Origin of the sequence: Alkalibacterium indicireducens, from assembly GCF_039522005.1 — a bacterium.
Lineage (GTDB): Bacteria > Bacillota > Bacilli > Lactobacillales > Carnobacteriaceae_A > Alkalibacterium > Alkalibacterium indicireducens.
This window is the reverse complement of record NZ_BAAADA010000032.1, coordinates 1-20,989: the sequence shown is the minus strand read 5'-3', so window position 1 is coordinate 20,989 and position 20,989 is coordinate 1. Positions and strand designations below refer to the sequence as shown.

The 20,989-nt window shown below is 46.8% G+C and carries 12 protein-coding genes and 2 pseudogenes; 13 read left to right on the top strand and 1 reads right to left on the bottom strand.

Translation table 11 applies throughout. The features are described 5' to 3' along the window. Nucleotides 1–253: 253 nt before the first annotated feature. The 10 genes and pseudogenes from ABFX15_RS02215 to ABFX15_RS02170 form a co-directional block, all read left to right on the top strand. A pseudogene (locus ABFX15_RS02215) lies at nucleotides 254–1,921 on the top strand (glycoside hydrolase family 13 protein); the annotation flags it as partial. Nucleotides 1,922–2,164: 243 nt separating this feature from the next. After that, entirely contained in the window at nucleotides 2,165–4,435 is a 2,271-nt protein-coding gene (locus ABFX15_RS02210; protein WP_346023897.1) for a glycoside hydrolase family 65 protein, read from the top strand. 241 nt (nucleotides 4,436–4,676) lie between these two features. Next, entirely contained in the window at nucleotides 4,677–5,339 is a 663-nt protein-coding gene (gene pgmB / locus ABFX15_RS02205) for a beta-phosphoglucomutase (protein ID WP_346023896.1), read from the top strand. Nucleotides 5,340–5,350: 11 nt separating this feature from the next. Continuing rightward, entirely contained in the window at nucleotides 5,351–6,982 is a 1,632-nt protein-coding gene (locus ABFX15_RS02200) for a glycoside hydrolase family 13 protein (RefSeq protein ID WP_346023895.1), read from the top strand. Nucleotides 6,983–7,381: 399 nt separating this feature from the next. Next, nucleotides 7,382–8,710, top strand: coding sequence for a sugar ABC transporter substrate-binding protein (locus ABFX15_RS02195; RefSeq protein WP_346023894.1), 1,329 nt, complete (start codon nucleotides 7,382–7,384; stop codon nucleotides 8,708–8,710). Between the two features lie 173 nt (nucleotides 8,711–8,883). After that, on the top strand, nucleotides 8,884–10,200 hold the full coding sequence (locus ABFX15_RS02190; protein ID WP_346023893.1) for a sugar ABC transporter permease: 1,317 nt from the start codon (nucleotides 8,884–8,886) through the stop codon (nucleotides 10,198–10,200). Further along, complete coding sequence (locus tag ABFX15_RS02185; RefSeq protein ID WP_346023892.1) at nucleotides 10,200–11,078, top strand: sugar ABC transporter permease; 879 nt, start codon at nucleotides 10,200–10,202, stop codon at nucleotides 11,076–11,078. The genes ABFX15_RS02190 and ABFX15_RS02185 overlap by 1 nt, the downstream gene beginning before the upstream one ends. 92 nt (nucleotides 11,079–11,170) lie before the next feature. Then, nucleotides 11,171–13,888, top strand: a complete 2,718-nt coding sequence (locus tag ABFX15_RS02180) for an alpha-amylase family glycosyl hydrolase (protein WP_346023891.1) — start codon at nucleotides 11,171–11,173, stop codon at nucleotides 13,886–13,888. Further along, on the top strand, nucleotides 13,873–16,380 hold the full coding sequence (locus ABFX15_RS02175) for a pullulanase (RefSeq protein WP_346023913.1): 2,508 nt from the start codon (nucleotides 13,873–13,875) through the stop codon (nucleotides 16,378–16,380). Before ABFX15_RS02180 ends, ABFX15_RS02175 begins: the two co-directional genes overlap by 16 nt. Before the next feature lie 6 nt (nucleotides 16,381–16,386). Then, nucleotides 16,387–17,250: a hypothetical protein gene (locus ABFX15_RS02170; RefSeq protein ID WP_346023890.1), complete on the top strand. Its 864-nt coding sequence runs from the start codon at nucleotides 16,387–16,389 to the stop codon at nucleotides 17,248–17,250. A 91-nt stretch (nucleotides 17,251–17,341) separates the two neighbouring features. Here ABFX15_RS02170 and ABFX15_RS02165 read toward each other — a convergent pair whose 3' ends face one another. Further along, nucleotides 17,342–17,485, bottom strand: a complete 144-nt coding sequence (locus tag ABFX15_RS02165; protein ID WP_346023889.1) for a hypothetical protein — start codon at nucleotides 17,483–17,485, stop codon at nucleotides 17,342–17,344. Nucleotides 17,486–17,710: 225 nt separating this feature from the next. Here ABFX15_RS02165 and ABFX15_RS02160 point away from each other — a divergent pair, with 225 nt between their 5' ends. The 3 genes and pseudogenes from ABFX15_RS02160 to ABFX15_RS02150 all read left to right on the top strand — a co-directional run. Continuing rightward, the gene (locus ABFX15_RS02160; RefSeq protein ID WP_346023888.1) at nucleotides 17,711–19,408 is read left to right on the top strand and encodes a glycoside hydrolase family 13 protein; all 1,698 of its coding nucleotides are present in this window, start codon (nucleotides 17,711–17,713) and stop codon (nucleotides 19,406–19,408) included. A gap of 15 nt (nucleotides 19,409–19,423) precedes the next feature. After that, on the top strand, nucleotides 19,424–20,428 hold the full coding sequence (locus tag ABFX15_RS02155; RefSeq protein ID WP_346023887.1) for an ROK family glucokinase: 1,005 nt from the start codon (nucleotides 19,424–19,426) through the stop codon (nucleotides 20,426–20,428). Between the two features lie 16 nt (nucleotides 20,429–20,444). After that, a pseudogene (locus ABFX15_RS02150) lies at nucleotides 20,445–20,918 on the top strand (PTS transporter subunit EIIC); the annotation flags it as partial. Nucleotides 20,919–20,989 lie beyond the last annotated feature (71 nt).

The following is a 20,989-nucleotide window of genomic DNA, read 5'->3' as shown; positions in this document are numbered from 1 at the left end:
GCCTGATGCTGAGCAGGGGTGTTTTATGATGTACAGAGTCTGTCGGAGATGGGATGAGTGTCACTAAGTTTTTTAATTTTCCGGACGCTATAATTAGGCAGATGTCAGCGCTTTGATTTCTGTTACCGATAACACTTTAAAACTGCTTGTATAATTACCTGTGGATGCTAGAATCAAGATGGAACCGCTTAATGAAAGCGGGAACGAGCGACTCATTTAATAAGAAACGCATTAGTTAAAAGGAGACTTTATTATGGACACAGCTGCAATTTATCACCGTGCCGAGAGCGAATACGCCTATCTGTATGAGCGTGGGCATTATCACATCCGAATCCGGACGAAAGCGAATGATGTGCAGTCCGTTGAACTGCTGAGTGGCGACCCCTATTCACTGGACCAGCAAAAGTGGTTCATGAACGGGAAGGAAATGAAAAAAATTGCTTCAACGAACATGCATGACTACTGGATGATCGACACACATGAACCGACCAAGCGCATGGCATACGGATTCAGAGTTATCGGCAAAGACGGAATCGAGATTTTCTATTCCGATCAGGGTGTCTATCCTTTCGAGGAGATTTTCCTGAGCCAGATGAACTTCTATTTCAGAGTGCCTTATATTCATGAAATCGATGCGTTCCGTGCACCCCAGTGGGCTAGCGAAACCATCTGGTATCAGATTTTCCCGGAACGTTTTGCCAACGGGGATCCGACCAATGATCCTGAAGGCGTACTGCCGTGGGGAAGCAAGGAGCATCCATCGAGAGATGATTTTTACGGTGGAGATCTGCAGGGTGTTCTCGATAAGATGGATTATCTGGAAGATCTGGGCATCAACGGCATTTATTTCACACCGATTTTCAAAGCTCATTCGAACCACAAATATGACACTATTGACTATAAAGAAATCGATCCTGACTTCGGAGACAAAGCCTTATTCAAGAAAGTCGTGGAAGAAGCGCACAGCCGAGGCATTCGAATCATGATCGATGCGGTATTCAATCATGTTGGAATTCATTCTCCTCAGTGGCTGGATGTCCTTGAAAATCAGGATCAGTCCAGATACAAAGACTGGTTCTATATTCACTCTTTCCCGGTCGATGATGTTGCCGACCTGAGCACAGAAGAGTTGGAAAATGTCGGACGGGTCAATTACGATACGTTTGCATTTACTGGACACATGCCTAAACTAAATACGGCCAATCCAGAAGTCCAAGAGTATCTGCTGGATATAGCCACTTATTGGATCAAGGAATTCGATATCGATGCTTGGCGTCTGGATGTCGCTAACGAAGTCGATCACTTCTTCTGGAAGCGTTTCTTCAAAGAAACAACGGCAATCAAAGAGGATCTGTATATTTTGGGAGAGATCTGGCACTCCTCTCAGAACTGGCTGAACGGCGATGAGTTTCATGCAGTGATGAACTACGCCTTTACCGATACGATCGAGAATTACTTCTTCAAGAAATTCCTGTCACCGACCAGACTGGTATCCGGCCTGAACAGTCAGCTGATGCTTTACCGCCAGCAGACCACTGAAGTCATGTTCAACCTGCTGGATTCCCACGATACACCACGTGTCTTGACAAAAGCAGGCAATGACAAGAATCTGGTGAAATCAGCCATGGCTTTTCTTTATGCACAACCGGGCGCACCCTGCATGTATTACGGTACAGAAATCGGTATGGACGGGGGAATGGATCCGGACTGCCGCAAGTGCATGATCTGGGATGAGGACAAACAGGATCATGATATGCTGGCCTTCACTAAAGAACTGATTCATTTCCGTAAAATGTATTCAGACATCCTTATTTCCGGTGAAACAGAGTGGCATGATGTAAGAGATGATGAACAATTCCTCGGATTCAAGCGTAAACTGGGTAACAGAGAGCTGTTTTTCTTCTTCAATCAGGATGAAGAGGAAGCATTCCTGCCACTTATTCCGCGTGGGGCAAAGAAAGTTTTCCATCTGAATGATATTGCTGATGGAGATGAAACATTGCTCAGTCACAATGGATTTTCAGTCTTTTATTATGAAGATAATGAAGAAGAACGTAAAAAACGCCTGATGAAAAAACGTGACCGGGCCAAGAAACGCAAGGTTCTGATGGAAGCGATAAAAAAATAGACGAACTATAAATGATTAGGATTGGACGTGTAATGTATGGAACGTATTGCAAAGGTGGACCCATGGAAGGTCATTTCTACAGATGTGAGTGAAAAGAAGCGCGTACAGGAAAGCCTGACCTCAATTGGAAATGGCTACATGGGGCTGCGTGGAAATTTTGAAGAAGGTTACTCTGGAGATACTCATATCGGAACGTATTTAGCTGGAGTCTGGTATCCGGACAAGACGCGAGTCGGCTGGTGGAAAATAGGCTACCCAGAGTATTTCGGAAAAGTGATCAACGCGACTAACTTTATTCCGGTCACAGTGCTGATCGACGGGCATAAGATGGACCTGGCTGTCGATGAAGTCAGGGACTACACCCTGGAACTGGATATGAAAGAAGGAATCCTGAACCGGTCCTTCGTATGGGAAAAGGACGGAAAGGCCATTGCCTTTAATTTCTCACGCTTTTTGAGTGCAGCTACTAAAGAGCTGGCCGTCATTCATGTAGAAGCGACCAGTCAAAAAGGTGATGCCTCAATTGAATTGATCCCTCATCTGGACGGTGATGTGGTGAATGAAGACAGCAACTATGATGAAGTGTTCTGGCTGGAAAGAAATCGCGGCCTGTCTCCATATCCCTATCTGACAACAAAGACGATCGAAAACAATTTCGGAACGGACCGATTCACCGTGACCATGATGATGGCGAATCTGACGGAAGGCCTAACAACTGAATCAGCGGCGGACTCTGAAATGAAGGTGGAAGAGCATGTAACCGGTCAGCTAGGTGAAGGGGAATCAGTGTCTTTGACTAAGCTGGTTTCTGTCATTACGAGTCGTGATGTAGAAGAATCCGATCAGATCGATGCTGCTGAACGCATCGTTGCTGAAGCAAAGAATAAAGGCTATACGAGTTTGAAAGAAGCTCACGTAGAAGAATGGGCACAGCGCTGGAAAAATGCTGATGTCATGATCGAAGGAGACGAGGCCAGTCAGCAAGGGGTCCGTTTCAATATCTTCCAGCTGTTTTCGACCTATTACGGAGAAGACCCGCGTCTGAATGTCGGACCTAAAGGCTTTACTGGAGAGAAATACGGCGGGGCAACCTACTGGGACACTGAAGCCTGCATCCTGCCAATGTATCTGTCAATCACAGATGAGGAAATTTCCAGACAGCTGCTGGTCTACAGACACAATCAGCTTGAACAGGCTCATATCAATGCTCAGAAACAGGGACTGAAAGGTGTTCTTTACCCGATGGTGACTTTTACAGGTATAGAATGTCACAATGAATGGGAAATCACTTTTGAAGAAATTCACAGGAACGGAGCGATTGCTCATGCGATCTATAACTACTCCACTTACTTCGGTGATGAGACCTACTTGCTGAATCAGGGGCTGGATGTACTCGTGGCTATTTCCCGATTCTGGGCTGACCGTGTCCACTATTCAAAGCGTAACAAGCAGTATATGATCCATGGCGTAACGGGACCTAACGAATATGAAAACAACGTCAACAACAACTGGTATACCAACACGATGGCAGCCTGGACGCTTCGCTACACGATTGCGTCTCTAGAAAAAGCATCCGAAGACCGCTTAAGTGCTCTGGCTCTTGAACCTGGCGAGACCGATAAGTGGGCGGATATTGTCGAGCATATGTACTTCCCTAAGGATGAAGATCTTGGAATTTTCGTTCAGCACGATACATTCCTAGACAAAGATCTGCGACCGGTAGATTCACTGAAACCAGAAGAACGTCCGATCAACCAGAACTGGTCATGGGACAAGATTCTGCGTTCACCGTTCATCAAGCAGGCCGATGTGCTTCAGGGGCTGTATTTCCTGAATCATGAGTTCACTCAGGAAGAGAAAGAAAAGAACTTTGATTTCTATGAGCCGATGACGGTCCATGAGTCGTCTCTGTCTCCTCTTGTACACTCTATTCTGGCATCCGAGCTAGGCAAAAAAGAAAAAGCCTTTGAAATGTACGAGCGTACGGCCCGACTTGATCTGGACAACTACAACAATGATACAGAAGACGGCCTGCACATTACGTCAATGAGCGGTGGCTGGCTGTCGATCGTTCACGGTTTTGCAGGCATGCGTACTCTTGAAGGACATCTCTCCTTCGAACCATACTGTCCGACACAGTGGACCGGCTATCAGTTCAAGCTCAAGTACCGCGGGCGTCTGATTGCTGTGCACGTGACTGCTGATGAAGTCGAATTCTCTCTTCAAGAAGGGGAGGCGCTGACCTTCACGCTTTACAACAAAGAAGTCACGCTTGATGGAACGCTGTCGCATGCGATAGAAAAATAATTGCAGTAAAGTAAAGGGGTAGGCTTCTCCCCCTTCTTTTTTAGTGAGGGGTGCCTGCATGCCTCGGTACTCAGGCGAAAAATCAGTCTGAGTTTGCTCCCAAACATATTTTTGTAGGAAAAGCTTATTCTAAATAGAGAAAAGCCGCCTGGACGGCTTTTAACCCCATTGTAATCATAAGGTCGCCTGTTTTCGCCAGGCGAAAACTAGTCCATTTATATAATAAACAGGAGGAATTGACATGATTAAAGGTTTGATTTTTGATTTAGACGGTGTCATTACAGATACAGCAGAATACCATTTTCTGGCGTGGAAAAGTCTGGCTGAAAAGATCGGCATAGAGATTGACAGAGAATTCAACGAACAACTGAAAGGCATCAGCCGCATGGAGTCTCTGGATCTGATTCTTAAGCACGGAGGGAAAGAAACGGCCTATACAGAAGCTGAAAAAGAGGAACTGGCTACGCAGAAGAATGAGGAGTATAAGGCATACATCAAGGGAATCACACCAGATGACCTGCTTCCGGGTATTGATACGCTATTGAAAGAAGCGAAAGAGAAAAATTTAGGGATGGTTCTGGCTTCAGCGAGTAAGAATGGACCAGAAATTATGGAAAGGCTGGAGATCATGGATCTGTTTGACGGAATTGTAGACCCTGCGTCACTTAAAGCTGGTAAACCGGATCCGGAGATTTTCATCAGAGGTGCTGAAATGCTGAACCTCAGTCCACAAGAATGCGTCGGACTGGAAGATGCCGAAGCCGGGATACAATCGATTAATAGCGCACATATGTTTTCTGTCGGAGTCGGATCCAGAGATGCGATGAAAGAAGCGGATTACGCAGTTGAAAGTACGGCCGACCTGAATCTGAAAACGATTCTTGAAAAAGCCAATCAGAACTGAGGAGGACAAGAATGAAGTGGTGGCAGAATGCGGTATTCTATCAGGTCTATCCGCGAAGTTTTCAGGACAGCAATGGAGATGGGATTGGAGATATCCCAGGCATTACCAGCCGGCTGGACTACTTAAAAGAACTTGGGATCGATGCGATCTGGCTGAGTCCGGTCTATGCGTCTCCGAATGACGACAATGGGTATGACATCAGTGATTACGAGGCTATTCATCCTGAGTTCGGTACGATGGAAGATATGGATGAACTGATCGAAGAAGGGCAGAAACGAGGCATCCGAATCGTGATGGATCTAGTCGTCAATCATACGAGTGACGAGCATAACTGGTTTGTCGAAGCCAGAAAGAGTAAGGATAACGCCTACAGAGATTACTATATCTGGCGCGATCCTGTAGATGGACAGGCACCAAACGATCTGACTTCTGCTTTCAGCGGACCAGCCTGGACACTTGACGAAGACAGCGGACAGTATTACCTGCATCTATTCAGCAGGAAGCAGCCGGATCTGAACTGGGAGAATGAACGGATGCGTCAGGATGTCTATAAGATGATGAACTTCTGGTTGGACAAAGGTGTTGGCGGATTCCGTATGGATGTCATTGATCTGATCGGTAAACTGCCGGATGAAGGATTGACGGCCAATGGACCTAAGTTGCATGATTACTTGAAAGAAATGCATGAGCACACGCTAAAGGGACGTGATGTGATAACAGTCGGTGAGACATGGAGTGCGACCCCTGAGTCGGCTAAACTGTATTCAGATCCTAAGCGCAACGAGCTGTCCATGGTTTTTCAGTTTGAACACATGATGCTTGACGAACAGCCCGGCAAGTCGAAATGGGATCTGAAAGAACTGGACCTGGTCGAATGGAAGCAAGTCTTGAGCAAGTGGCAGGTAGCCTTTAAGGAAGACGGATGGAACAGTCTGTTCTGGAATAACCACGATACTCCGCGTGTCGTTTCAAGATGGGGGAATGATGATACCTATCGTGTCGAAAGTGCGAAATGCTTTGCGATTCTTCTGCATCTGATGAAGGGGACCCCTTATATTTATCAGGGGGAAGAAATCGGCATGACCAACCGTTTCATTAGTTCAATCGATGAAGTGGACGACATTGAAAGTCGGAATATGTACCATGAACGGTTGGAGCAGGGCTACTCAAAAGAAGAGATTCTGAATGCCATCAACGTCAAAGGGCGCGACAATGCTCGGACACCTGTACAGTGGGACGGTTCAGAGCATTCCGGATTTACGACAGGCGAACCATGGCTCGCTGTTCAGCCGAATTATACAAGCATCAATGTTGAGCAAGCCGTATCAGACAAAGAATCAGTGTTCCATACATATAAGCAGCTGATTCAGTTGAGAAAAGATCATCCCGCAATCGTCTGGGGAGACTATACACTCTTGTTACCTGATCACCCGACGGTCTTTGCCTACGAGCGTTTGTACCGAGGGGAAAGATGGGTCGTTGTGGCTAATATCAGCGACGAGAAACAGCAGGTATGTCTGGACGACATGCCAAATGAGTATGATGTGATGGCAACCAATTACAACAGGTCAGTTGTTGACTGGAGATTATTGGATCTGAACCCTTACGAAGCCGTAGCGGTGAGAGCAGGGGAAACAAGCTAATTCATGACAGGCAAACGTCTTTTTAACCGGGATCTTAACCAGAAAAGGGCGTATGCCTTTTTGTCTGCAGAAAAAATACGATTTATAATCAGTTACACCGAAACGATAATAACGGGAAATCATGGAACAGAGGTTGTGCATTATACACTCATATTAATGGTTAAAAATGAGAGGACGGCAGCAGTATATAGCTACAGGGATGTGACGTGATTCCTGATACCGGTAACATTGAAAAAACAATTGAAACATTTGTAAAAACCTTATATAGTTAAATTGTAATCACTTACATCACTCTTTCAGAACACCTAAGTAAACTGGTACCTTTACTTTATGCAACCGAAGGGGTAAAAGTGAAAACCATTCCAGAATAAATAAAAGTAAAAAGTAGGAGGAAGAAGAATGATAAACAGAAAAGTGTTATACAAAGGAATGTTACTGCTTTCAACAGTTGGTTTACTAGCTGCTTGTGGTAACGAAGATGATGGGGCAACTGACGATACGACTGATGACGCAACAGAAGAAACAGTTGACGAAACAGGGGACGATACAGCAGAGGAAACGACTGATACAGCTTCTGATGAGGACGCTCCTGAAAAACCAGAATCATTACACATGTGGGTTAATAATGAAGAACAGCAGCTGGATGCTTATGAAGAAATTACAGCGCGCTTTACTGAAGAGTACGGTATCGATGTACAGATCACACCTTACGAAATGCTTGAGCAGCTTGAAGGCATGAGCTTGGATGGACCTGCCGGACAAGGACCGGATCTTTTCTTCCAGCCGCATGACCGTATGGGAGATATTTACCTGCAGGGTCTGGCAGCTGAGCTTGATCTGACAGATGATCAGCTTGAACGCCTTGGAGAATATAACGAAGAAGCGGTTCAGTCATTCAGCTTCGAAGGCATCCAGTTCGGAATCCCAGCAGTCGTTGAAACATATGCTCTATTCGTCAACAATGAGCTAGTACCTGAAGCACCTGAAACAATGGATGAACTGATGGACATTGCACGTGATCTGACTGGAGACGGCCAGTTTGGCTTCATGATGGATGCTGCTAACCTGTACTTCACATATCCGTTCATCACAGCTGACGGAGGATACATCTTCGGTCAAGATGAAAACGGCGTATATGATCCAACCGATATCGGTCTAAACACACCTGAAGCAGTCTCCGCTGTAGAAATGATTCAGTCATGGTTCGACGAAGGGCTTATGCCTCCAGGGACTGACCTTGAAGTAGCGAGTAGCCTGTTCATGGATGGACAGGTAGGTATGGTCGTCGACGGCCCATGGGCAATTCCTGACTACCGCGATGCAATCGGTGAAAACCTGCAAGTCGTAGAGCTGCCGACTCAAGACGGAGAGCCATTGAACTCCTTCTCAGGAAACAAAGGCTGGTTAGTCAACTATTTCACAGATCATGAGTACTGGGCAACTGAACTGGCACTATTCATTACTAACGAAGAAAACTCAACCACTTACTTTGAAGTTGCCGGTGAACTGCCAGCTCACACAGCTGTAGAAATCGACGATGAATTCATGGAACCAATCTTCGCACAGTCTCAGAACGCTCACCCAATGCCAAATATTCCTGAAATGTCTCAGGTTTGGGAGCCAATGGGAGACGCACTGCAGTTCGTACAGCAAGGGGACGATGTACAGGAAGTACTGGACGAAGCTGTTGCAAATATTGAAGCCAACATTTCAATGATGGGACAATAAGTCACCCAATATAGTGTGAAATCAAACTAATTTGAACAGGGGAGATTGAGCAGATGTGATGACTCAATCTCCTTGTTCGTATTAGTTCTTTAAAGTAATGAATGCATAGAGAGCGATGCTTTAAAGGCAGCAAAGTCCTTTTTAAATATTGGGCTGATAGAAGGAGAGAGATTATGCCTACTGACAGAAAAAATCAAAAAAACAAGCGTCCCGTAAATGCGGATCTGGACCATAGCCCTAAAAAAGCTATGCTGCTGTCCGTTATTCCAGGAATGGGTCAGATTTATAATAAACGACGATTAAAAGGTGCACTGATATTCATCCTGTTTGCAGCTTTTACTGTAATGATGTTTGACTTTATTGCTTCCGGATTACAGGGGCTGATTACCCTGGGAACTGAACCACGAGTGGACGATTCACGTGTGTTCCTGATTGAAGGGATTTTAGCTATCATATTCACTGTGTTCTACGGTGTGTTTTATACGTTCAACCTTCAGGATGCAAAAAAAGAAGCGCAGAAAATCAGAGACGGATGGCGTCCAGGAGGCGTTATGGAGAACTTCAGGAATTCATGGGATGCCGGTTTTCCTTATGTTCTGATCGGCCCAGGATTCATTCTGCTGGTCTTCGTGGTCATCCTGCCGCTGCTCTTCATGGCTTTCCTGGCTTTTACAAACTACAATTTGTATAATGCCCCGCCTAGAAACATTCTGCAGTGGGTCGGCTTCGAAAACTTTGTCAGACTGGTGACCATCGCGGAATGGCGCACCACTTTCTTCAGTGTTCTGTCATGGACACTGACTTGGACATTCGTAGCAACGACCTTGTCTATCGGACTGGCTATGTTCCTGGCCATCCTGACAAATGACAAGCGACTGAAAGGCACACGTATCATCCGGACGATCCTGATCTTACCGTGGGCTGTTCCAGGATTCGTGACGATCATTATTTTCTCAGCATTATTCAATGACAATTTTGGAGCAATAAACACAGATATCATTCAGCCACTGTTCAATACGACTATCCCGTGGATGTCTAACGTCATGTGGAGCCGGATCGCGATCATCATGATCCAGGTATGGCTTGGCTTCCCGTATGTTTACGCGCTGTTTTCCGGTGTGCTTAAAGGAATTTCGGATGACTGGTATGAAGCAGCGGATATGGACGGAGCAACACGCTGGCAGAAATTCAAGGAAATCACTTTCCCGCATTTGATGTTTGCCACAGGGCCGATCCTGCTGACGCAGTACACATTCAACTTCAACAACTTCAACATTATCTATCTCTTCAATGAAGGGGGACCAGCTGTGCGCGGACAGAATGCCGGTGGTACCGATATCCTGATCTCATGGGTTTACGGGCTGACATTCACCAACTCTCAGTTCAGTATGGCTGCAGCAATTTCACTGATTCTCGGACTGATCGTGGCGACCTTCGCTTTCTTCCAGTTCCGTCGTTCACGATCATTTAAAGAGGAGGGGAACTATTAATGAGTAAAATCTTCGAACGCATGCAGAAGAGACAGTTCACGCGCAAGCAGAAAAGCAAGCTTGAAGTCGCGATGATTTATCTGATTCTGGCCGTCATGTTCCTGATCATTTTCTATCCGCTGTTCTGGGCCTTTGCCATTTCAATGAACACGGCATCTAACTTATTTACAGCGTCCCTTTCTCCGGAAAACTGGTCTCTGGATAATTACGTCTGGCTTTTTACCAATCCAAGAAGTGACTACCTGCAGTGGTATCGGAACACCTTGTTCGTTTCCACAATCGTAACGGTAGTAACGACGCTGCTGGTCAGCTTTACAGCCTATGCATTTTCGCGTTACCGTTTCAGAGGACGCACGTACGGCTTATATGCCTTCCTTCTGCTTCAGATGTTTCCAGTTCTGATGGCAATGGTGGCTTTATTCATCCTGCTGAACACGATTGGCCTTATTGACAACCTATGGGGACTGATCCTGATTTATATCGGAGGAAACATTCCGATGAATGCCTTTTTAGTCAAAGGTTACCTGGATACCCTGCCTAAATCGCTGGATGAATCCGCTAAAATGGATGGTGCCGGACACTTCAGAATCTTTTTCCAGATTCTGCTGCCGCTGGCAAAACCTATTTTATCTGTGGTGGCCCTGTTCAACTTCATGGCCCCATTCATGGACTTTATCCTGCCTCGTATCGTGTTGAGAAGCCCTGAAAATTTCACATTGGCTCTGGGTCTGTACAACTTTGTCAACGCCCAGTTTTCCAATAACTTCAGCCGATTCGCTGCCGGAGCGGTACTGATCGCTATTCCGATCGCCACAGTTTACCTGCTGCTGCAGAAGTACCTTATTTCAGGTCTTGCCGCCGGTGCCACCAAAGGGTAATACAACTAAAGCTCTCCTTACGCCTTCCGTAGGGGGAGTTCTTTTTGCTCAAAATTGAAAGCGTTAACTAAAAAGAAGAGGAGTCTGAGTAAATGAACAGAAAATCATCTGCATTATTTTCAGCTTTACTGGTCTTTTTACTGCTATTTCAGTCGTTAGCCAATGTCTTTCCCGATTTCACCTCCGTGAGTGCCGAGACTGAGCGGATGCTTCGGGTACATCTTGAAACGGATGAAATTGATAATGATCTCTCGTTATGGATGTGGGGAGATGTGCTGACGAAATCTGAGGACGTGTCTTCCTGGCCGTCCGGTTCGTCTTTTTCAGAATCTGATCAGACTGACTTTGGTTACTATCAGGACATTGCAATACAGGCGGATGCTGAAGAAATCGGTCTGATTCCTGTATTCGGAGATGGAACAAGATATATTGAGGAAGACATTATCATTACATTGTTCCCGGAAGTTGAAGAAGTCTGGATCAGAGCTGATGGATCTGTCCATTATTATGTTCCAGTCGACTTTGAGACACCGGCTCTGCGTATTCACTACCTAAACGACGCCGTGAACTATGAGGATTACGGGGTATGGTTCTGGGGAGATGCACCGAATCAGCCTAGTGAGTGGCCTAATGACGCCATTCCATTTTCAAATAATCAGGTCGGCCCGCACGGAGCCTACATCGATCTTCCAGTCAATGAATCTGCCCAGTCAGTCGGCTTTTTAGTCGTTAATCTGTCAGATGGAGAAGACAAGCTGACGGAGGACTTACGGTTCGCCTCATTTGATACGATGAATCAGGTCTTTGTCACAGCTGATGACCCAACTCAAGCCTTTACTAATCCTTTTTACAGATCAGATGAAGAGGACGGACCGGAAGAATCTGAGGGAGAAGAGGACATCAGAGTGTCTGCTTCAGTCAGCCGGGCATTCAGCTACAACGAACACGGACTTCTTGATGTCACGATCGATAATCAGTCTGACCTTGAGGTATCACGCATTTCAGCGGATGTCTCATCGATCGGGGGACCGTCTGATCTAGTTATTTCTCCTGAACTGAACCGGGTGACCCTATCAGCTGATCACACAATCCAGCCGGGAACATACCCAATAACCGTCAACGTCTGGGATGAAAACAACGGACGTTATACTGCGCAAACTGACGTGACAATCAGTGAGCGGAACAAGGCAGAAGGTGAACGGGACTGGGATGAAGAAATCATCTACTTTATGCTTACCGACCGCTTTGCTGACGGGGATCCGATGAACAATGATCCGTACGGCATTGATTACAGTCAGGCAGAAAATCCTCGAGGCACTTATCAGGGAGGGGATTTCAAAGGGGTAACGGAGAACCTTGATTACCTGGAAAATTTGGGTGTGTCGACCATCTGGATCACACCAATCGTTGAAAATGTGGGTCACGATGTCGCATACCGCAGTGATGACGGCAGCTACTATGCCTACCATGGCTACTGGGCAAAGAATTTTGAAGAATTGAATCCGCACCTTGGGACGCTTGAAGAATTTCATGACCTGATTGACCAGGCAGCGGACAGAGGGATCGCTATTATGGTCGATGTGGTACTGAACCATGCCGGCTACGGTATGCATCCTAACGACGGGGTGGACGATCCACCAGCAGGCTATCCGACGGACGAAGACAGGGCACGCTTTGACGGCATGATTAGAGAACAAGGCGGTAGCACAGACTTGACCATGGAACTGGCGGGTCTACCGGACTTTCTAACAGAAGAAGCGGCCGTCAGAGAGCAGCTGGTAGCCTGGCAGGCAGACTGGATCGAGCGCTCCACAACAGCTGATGGAAATGCGATCGCGAGTTTCCGGGTCGACACAGTCAAGCACGTCGACGATACGACCTGGCAGCACTTTAAAAATGAACTCATTGAAAGAGATCCAGCATTCAAGCTGATCGGAGAATCTTGGGGAGCAAATTACCAGAACGATCATGGCTATTTAAATACAGGGATGATGGACAGTCTGCTAGATTTCAGTTTCAAAAGCTATGCAGCAGACTTCGTCAACGGACGCATAGAGCGGGCGAATACTCATTTAGTCAATAGAAATAATGTTTTAGCCAGTAATGCTACTCTTGGGCAGTTTTTAGGCAGTCATGATGAACCGGGCTTCCTATATTCGGTTGGTGGAGATGAAGGGAAACTTAAGCTGGCTGCCTCGCTTCAGATGACCTCGAAAGGACAGCCGGTCATTTACTACGGGGAAGAGCTTGGCCAGACAGGAGCCGACAATTGGCCCCAGTATGATAACCGCTATGACTTCGGCTGGGATTTGATTGAAGGTAATCATATCCTGACGCATTATCAGAAAGTCATCGGATTTAGAAATGAATTCAGCGAACTGCTTTCCAGAGGAACGAGGGAGACTTTCCTGACTTCAGAAGACGAGGACTGGATGATTGTCGAACGGGCTCTGGAAGATGAATCAGTGTTTCTTGCCTTCAATACATCCGAAGAGGAGCAGCTGATTTCTGTGGGAGTGGATAGCAGCGACGTCATCGTGATGGATCATTATTCAGACAGCCAGTACTCTGCTGAAGAGACGGGGGATAGCCAGATCATCACATTTACATTGCCAGCCATGGCAGACGGCGGAACAGCACTTCTTACAGTGGACAACGGGTCACTGATTGCGGAAGAAATCGAAACACCGGATGATTCAGAAGAACCGGTAGAAGAAACCGAGGTGGAAGAAGGATTTTTCGCATCCATTTTGCGTCGCTTCCGTCAGATGATCCTGAGACTCTTGGGCTCTGAATCTGGAACTATGTAAAAGAGCCTTCGGAAAACAGAGGGGCATGGCCGAATGGGGCAACCTCATTTACAGAGGCTGTTCAAACCGACTACGGCTGGTATATGGATATTGAGCTGGCAGAGAATCCACAGTCGATCGGCTTCCTTATCAATTCTGACTCGGGAAACAATTTGTCAGATGAGTTAGTAGTGCGGTTTCTGACTTCTGAGATGAATCAGGTATGGCTTGATCATGAGTATGCCGTGACACCGTATGAGCCTTTACTCGAAGAGGATATGATTCGGATCAACTACAAACGAGACAACAATGACTATGATGAATGGGGCCTCTGGAGCTGGGACGATGTGGCAGAACCAACAGAAAACTGGCCAGCAGGCGCTCAGGACAGCGATGGCGTCGGGCCTAACGGAACCTATTTTAATCTTGCGCTGGCAGAAGATGCCTATCAGATTGGTTTTCTGTTCCTGAATAAAGCGGATGAATCCCAGACCCGGGATTACACGTTCTCGAACTTATCCGCTCACAGTCAACTATTTCTGCGTGAAGGAGACGATGCTATTTATACCAATCCGTACTATATCAGTGAAGCCGGAATGATCCGAGCCGAACTGATTTCTGAAACTGAAATCGAAGTGTTTTTCAATTCGACAGAAGGACTGGAGGAGGCTGATCTGCTTGAATCAATTCAGCTGACCGATGCAGAAGGACGAGGCGTGCTATTTAATGCGGCTGTCGATCATGATCGACGAGTCGTTACACTGACCGGTGACTTCTCAGTGGAGCGTGCTCCTTATAACGTGACTTTTGACGAAACAGAAGCAGAAGCGCGAATGGGCTGGCGCCTGAAGGATGCGCTTTATGCCTATGACGGAGAACTTGGTTTGACTTTTAACGAAGACGGGACCGCTGATCTGAAAGTCTGGTCGCCAAGTGCCGACGCAGTGACGGTCGTTTTATATGATAAAGATGATCAGACTGTTGTTGTCAGAGATGATATCGAAATGACTGCCGAGGAGTCAGGCGTGTGGCGTGTTGTTCTTGATGAAGACAAGACCGGACTGGACGATGTGACGGGGTACTTCTACCATTTTGCGATTGAAAGAAATGGTGAAACCGTCCTGGCGCTGGATCCTTATGCCCGCTCAATGGCCACATGCAACAGCAGTGATCCGGATAATTATATCGGCAAAGCTGCCATCGTGAATCCGAGTGAGATCGGTCCGGAACTGGATTATGCTCAGATCGACGGCTATGATAAGCGCGAAGATGCGATCATTTATGAAATTCATGTCAGAGACTTCACATCCGATCCGTCAATTGAAGATGAACTGACCAGTCAGTTTGGAACCTTCAGTGCTTTCATAGAAAAACTCGATTATATCGAAAGTTTAGGTGTGACCCACGTTCAGCTGCTTCCGGTCATGAGCTATTTCTTTGCAAATGAATTTGAAAATGCCGAACGGCTGATGGACTATGGATCGACTCAGACCAACTATAACTGGGGTTACGATCCTCAGAGTTACTTCTCTTTGACGGGGATGTATTCAGAAAATCCAGAAGACCCGGCCAAACGTATTGAAGAATTCAAAAATCTGATCGATGCGATCCATTCCCGAGGTATGGGTGTCATTCTTGATGTGGTCTATAATCACACTGCACAGGAGCACATTTTTGAAGATCTGGAACCGAACTATTACCATTTCATGGATGCGGACGGGAAGTCACGAACGAGTTTCGGAGGCGGCCGACTGGGCACCACTCATAAGATGGCCCGCCGTATTCTGGTCGATTCGATCACATACTGGGTGGAAGAATATAAAGTCGACGGTTTCCGCTTCGATATGATGGGCGATCACGATGCCGAAAGCATTCAGATGGCCTTTGACGAAGCACAGAAACTGAACCCGAATATCCTGATGATCGGTGAGGGCTGGCGGACCTTTGTCGGTGACGAAGGCTATGAAGATGTCATGCCGGCTGACCAGGACTGGATGCAGCACACACAAGCCGTCGGATCGTTTTCAGATGACTTCAGAAATGAACTGAAATCCGGATTCGGCAGTGAGGGAGAACCGCGCTTCATTACCGGAGGCGCACGGTCCATCCAGCGGATTTTTGACAATCTGACAGCCAATCCGCACAACTTTACGGCGACGGATCCGGGCGATGTGGTCCCTTATATTGCGGCGCATGACAATCTGACGCTTCATGATGTCATTGCTCAAAGCATTCAGAAAGATCCGGAATACCACCAAGAAGAGATCCATCAGCGTATTCGTCTGGGCAATCTGATGGTACTGACTTCTCAGGGTACACCTTTTGTTCATGCTGGTCAGGAATACGGACGGACCAAGCAGTTCCGTGATCCCGACTTTATCGAACCTGTAGCAAACGATCAAGTTCCTTACAAATCGACATTTATGACAGATGAAGACGGGAATCCCTTCCTTTACCCGTATTTCATTCATGACTCATATGATTCAACAGATGCGGTCAACCGTTTTGAATGAGATAAAGTGACAGATGATGAAGCTTATCCGATCAATACGCAGACCCAGGCGTATACTTCTGGTCTGATTGCATTGCGTCGAAGTACGGATGCCTTCAGTAAAGGAACGATGGAAGAGATCGCGGACATGGTGTCGCTAGTGAACGCACCGGAAATCGAGGAGGAAGACCTGGTTATCGCCTACCGTGCAGAAGATTCCAATGGCGATCGTTACTACGTCTTTGTGAATGCCGATGATTCCGAACGAACGCTGACACTTGATTCTGATTTGACTGAAGGGCACGTCCTGGTCGATAGTCAGCAGGCCGGTACACGAGCGATTGCCAGTCCAGAAGGTATTACTGTCGAACAGGCTGGTGTCACTCTAGCTCCTCTGACGGCATCCGTAGTTTTACTGACAGATGAAAATAATGATCCGGTTGAAGAGAATGACGAAGATGATGAAGAAGCAACTGACCCAGGCAACGGGGAACAGCCCGATGGAGAATCTGGACCAGGAACAGATCAGGAATCCGATGGCGACGATCCTGCCTCAGGTGGCGAAGAAATAGCTGATTCAGAAAGAGATGCCGAGGGTGATGGTCAATCGGCAGACCGTACTGATTCGTCTGAGGAGACTGGTGCTGGTCAGGATAGTGGAGAATCCGCAGCTGATAGCGATCAAGGTCATTCAGATGGTCCATTAGATGACCCAAATGGTGAGGAGACTACCGAATCAGAAGGCGATTCTTCTAAATCCCAAACTGATGATCAGAACGGAGAAAGACTTCCTTCTACGGCAACAATGATCTGGACAGTCGGAGCAGTCGGCCTAGTGAGCCTTTTGACAGGGGTCGCGGTCAGACAGATCAAAAAGAAAAATAAGACATAAGAAAGAAAGCTGGGGTATGCCCCAGCTCTATAGACATTGAATGAAAAGCAGTGAGCAGCCTAGGATTTAAGAAGGTGCTTACTGCTTTTTCTTATGTCTGCTGCTTGGGGGATTCTGTCGAGCTCAGCGGGATCGACTCGAGATATGATTTCTTCTGAGTGGGTTCTAAGATGGATCTTGCGATCAACTCAAGCAGGAACGAACCACCGAGCTGGTTCCGAGTTGCTGCCCACATCAAACTCGTATCTAAAAGTCTCTCGAACTGGTCCCAATACATGTTCCAGCATCGATGTGCCCCGCCATAAAGCGACGTCTCACTAATCCATTTTTCATATATCCATTCTGATACCGATAACAGGCAGAAAAGTATTGAAAGCCGTTTATTCAGAAGATAATATTAGTCTGTTGTCATAATTGACAGGGTATAGAGTATCTCAGGAATATGGAGTGACGAATATAAATGAAAAAGCAATGGTGGAAGAAAGCGGTCGCGTATCAGATTTATCCGCGCAGTTTTTATGATTCAAATGGAGACGGTATTGGAGATTTAAGAGGCATTATTGAAAAGATTGATTACATCAAGGATCTGGGGATCGATGTGATCTGGGTCAGCCCGATTTACGAGTCGCCTAATGATGATAACGGATACGATATCAGTGATTATCACGGGATTATGAAAGAATTTGGAACGATGGCTGATTTTGACGAACTGCTTGAAGAAGTGCATAAGCGTGGCATGAAAATCATTATGGATCTGGTCATCAACCATACCTCTGATGAGCACGAGTGGTTTATCGAATCCCGATCATCTAAAGATAACCCGTACCGTGATTTTTACATCTGGCATCCGGCAAAACCGGATGGCTCCGAAATTAATAACTGGGAGTCGATCTTCGGTGGGTCGGTCTGGGAATATGATGAAAAAACAGGCGAGTACTATATGCACGTATTTTCAAAAAAGCAGCCTGACTTGAACTGGGAAAATCCAAAGGTCAGAGAACGCTTATACGAAATGGTCAACTGGTGGCTGGACAAGGGAATCGATGGGTTCAGAGTAGATGCCATTTCACATATCAAGAAAAAGAACGGCTATCCGAATATGCCTAACACGCTGAACCAGGATTACGTGCCTTCCTTTGACGGACACATGAATCAGCCGGGCATCGATCTGTTTCTATCGGAGTTTGCGGAGCGTACAATCAGCAACTATGATGTCATGACTGTCGGGGAAGCGAATGGAGTAAGGATTCAGGATGCAGACCGCTGGGTAGGCGAAGAGAATGGCTACTTCAACATGATTTTCCAGTTCGAGCACCTTGGTTTATGGGGAGCGAATGGCGACGGACTTGACTTGAAGGAATTGAAAGAGGTCATGACCCGCTGGCAGAAAGGCCTAGACGGTCGTGGATGGAACGCGTTATTTATTGAAAACCATGACCTGGCGAGAAGCGTATCAACCTGGGGCAATGATGCAGATCTGCGAAAAACCTCTGCGAAAGCCTTGGCGACATTCTATTTCTTCATGCAAGGCACTCCATTCATCTATCAGGGTCAGGAAATCGGTATGACGAATGTACAGTTCGACTCGATCGAGGATTACGATGATGTCGGCATGATCAACATGTATAACATTGAAACGAAAAATGGCTCGACGCACGAAGAAATCATGGCGTACATCTGGAAAAACGGACGGGACAATTCTCGCACACCGATGCAGTGGTCAAATGCGCCTCAAGCCGGGTTCACAACAGGACAACCATGGCTCGGCGTCAATCCGAATTATCCGGATATCAACGTGGAACAGGCTCTGAATGATCCGGATTCGATCTATCATTTCTACAAGAAGATGATTCTGATGAGACAAACCACTCCTGCTCTGATCTACGGGCATTATGAACTTATTGCTGAGGAGCATGACAAGGTCTATGCCTACCTTCGCGCATACGAAGGGGTGGAATATGTTGTGATTGTCAATCTGTTCAATGAGACGACTGACTTGGACCTGAGTGAAGAACTGGAGCTTGGAGACTTGAAATTAAGCAACTATACCGTTACAGATGCTCAGAATGCAGTCATGACGCTGCGTCCATATGAATCACGTGTGTATAAAGTAACCAAACAGAAAATTTGGCACGATCCGAACTATTACGTTCTTTAAGCAAAGGAGAAGCGGATGGAAAAATTAGCGATTGGCATCGACTTAGGTGGAACGACGATTAAATTTGCCTTTCTGACACGGAAAGGGGAAACGGTCACTCAGTGGGCCGTTCCCACTCCTGTCCATAACAAGGGGCGCAGTATCGTTCCTACAATCATACAGTCGATTCAGGAAAAAATGAGCGAACAGTCACTTACGGCTGAAGATATTTCAGCAATCGGAATGGGATCACCTGGATCTGTGAACAGGTCTGAAGGGACAGTGACTGGTGCCTATAATTTGAACTGGACTGAAACGGTCCATGTCCGTGAAGAAATCGAAGGTGCCCTAGGAATTCCATTTGAGTTGGACAATGATGCAAACGTTGCCGCTCTGGGAGAGCAGTGGCTGGGAGCCGGACAAAATGAGCCACATGTGGTCTTTCTGACATTAGGAACTGGTGTCGGGGGCGGAGTGATCGTCAACGGGGAGCTGGTTCATGGAGCACATGATACTGCTGGAGAAATTGGTCATGTCAAAGTCGATGCAGACGGTTTTCACTGTACGTGCGGTCAGGTAGGCTGTCTGGAAACAGTAGCCAGTGCGACTGGTATCGTCAATGTTGCCAGAAAAGAAGCTGAGCAGTTTATCGGGGAGTCACAGTTGGCTCAGAAAATATGGAACAGTCAGCCAATCACAGCGAAAATAGTCTTCGATCAGGCTAGATTAAATGATCCATTAGCAGATGATGTTCTGAATAAGGTGGGCAGCTATCTGGGAAAGACTTGTGCTAATATTGCCAATATCCTGAACCCGTCAACGATTGTTCTTGGGGGCGGGGTGTCCAGAGCCGGGCAGCTGCTGCTCGATTACGTGACGCCGCACTTTGAACGCCATGCATTTCCGACGATTGCCACACGCACAGCGATCAGAACGGCATCACTTGAAAACGAAGCAGGCGTACTTGGCGCCGCATCTCTAGCGTTTGCTCTAAAAGATAGAGTGGAAGCCGTTGGACAAAATGAAAACGTCAACTTGTAGAATAGGAGAATAAATGATGAAAAAGTTAATGAACTTTGAGTTCTGGCAGAAATTCGGAAAAGCCCTGATGGGAGTCATTGCCGTTATGCCGGCAGCCGGTCTGATGATCAGTATCGGTGGATCGATTCCGCTGATCAACCCTGACCTGACAGCCCTGGTTGCTTTTGGAAGCGTAATCGAGAATATTGGGTGGGCGATTATTGGAAACCTGCATATCCTCTTTGCTCTGGCTATTGGTGGAAGCTGGGCCAAAGATAAAGCTGGTGGAGCCTTTGCTGCCGGAATCAGTTTTATTCTGATCAATCGGATCACCGGAGCAATTTTCGGCGTCACTGGAGACATGCTTGCAGATGAATCAGCGATCACGCAGACACTATTCGGGACAGAGATTCCGGTCGATGGGTACTTTACATCAGTTCTGGAAGCGCCGGCACTAAATATGGGCGTGTTCGTCGGAATCATTGCCGGATTCATGGGTGCGATGGCATTCATTGAACTACCCCCACTTACTCGCTAACTCTCCTTGAAGTGGGGGATTCCTGAGAACACCAACCTATCGGT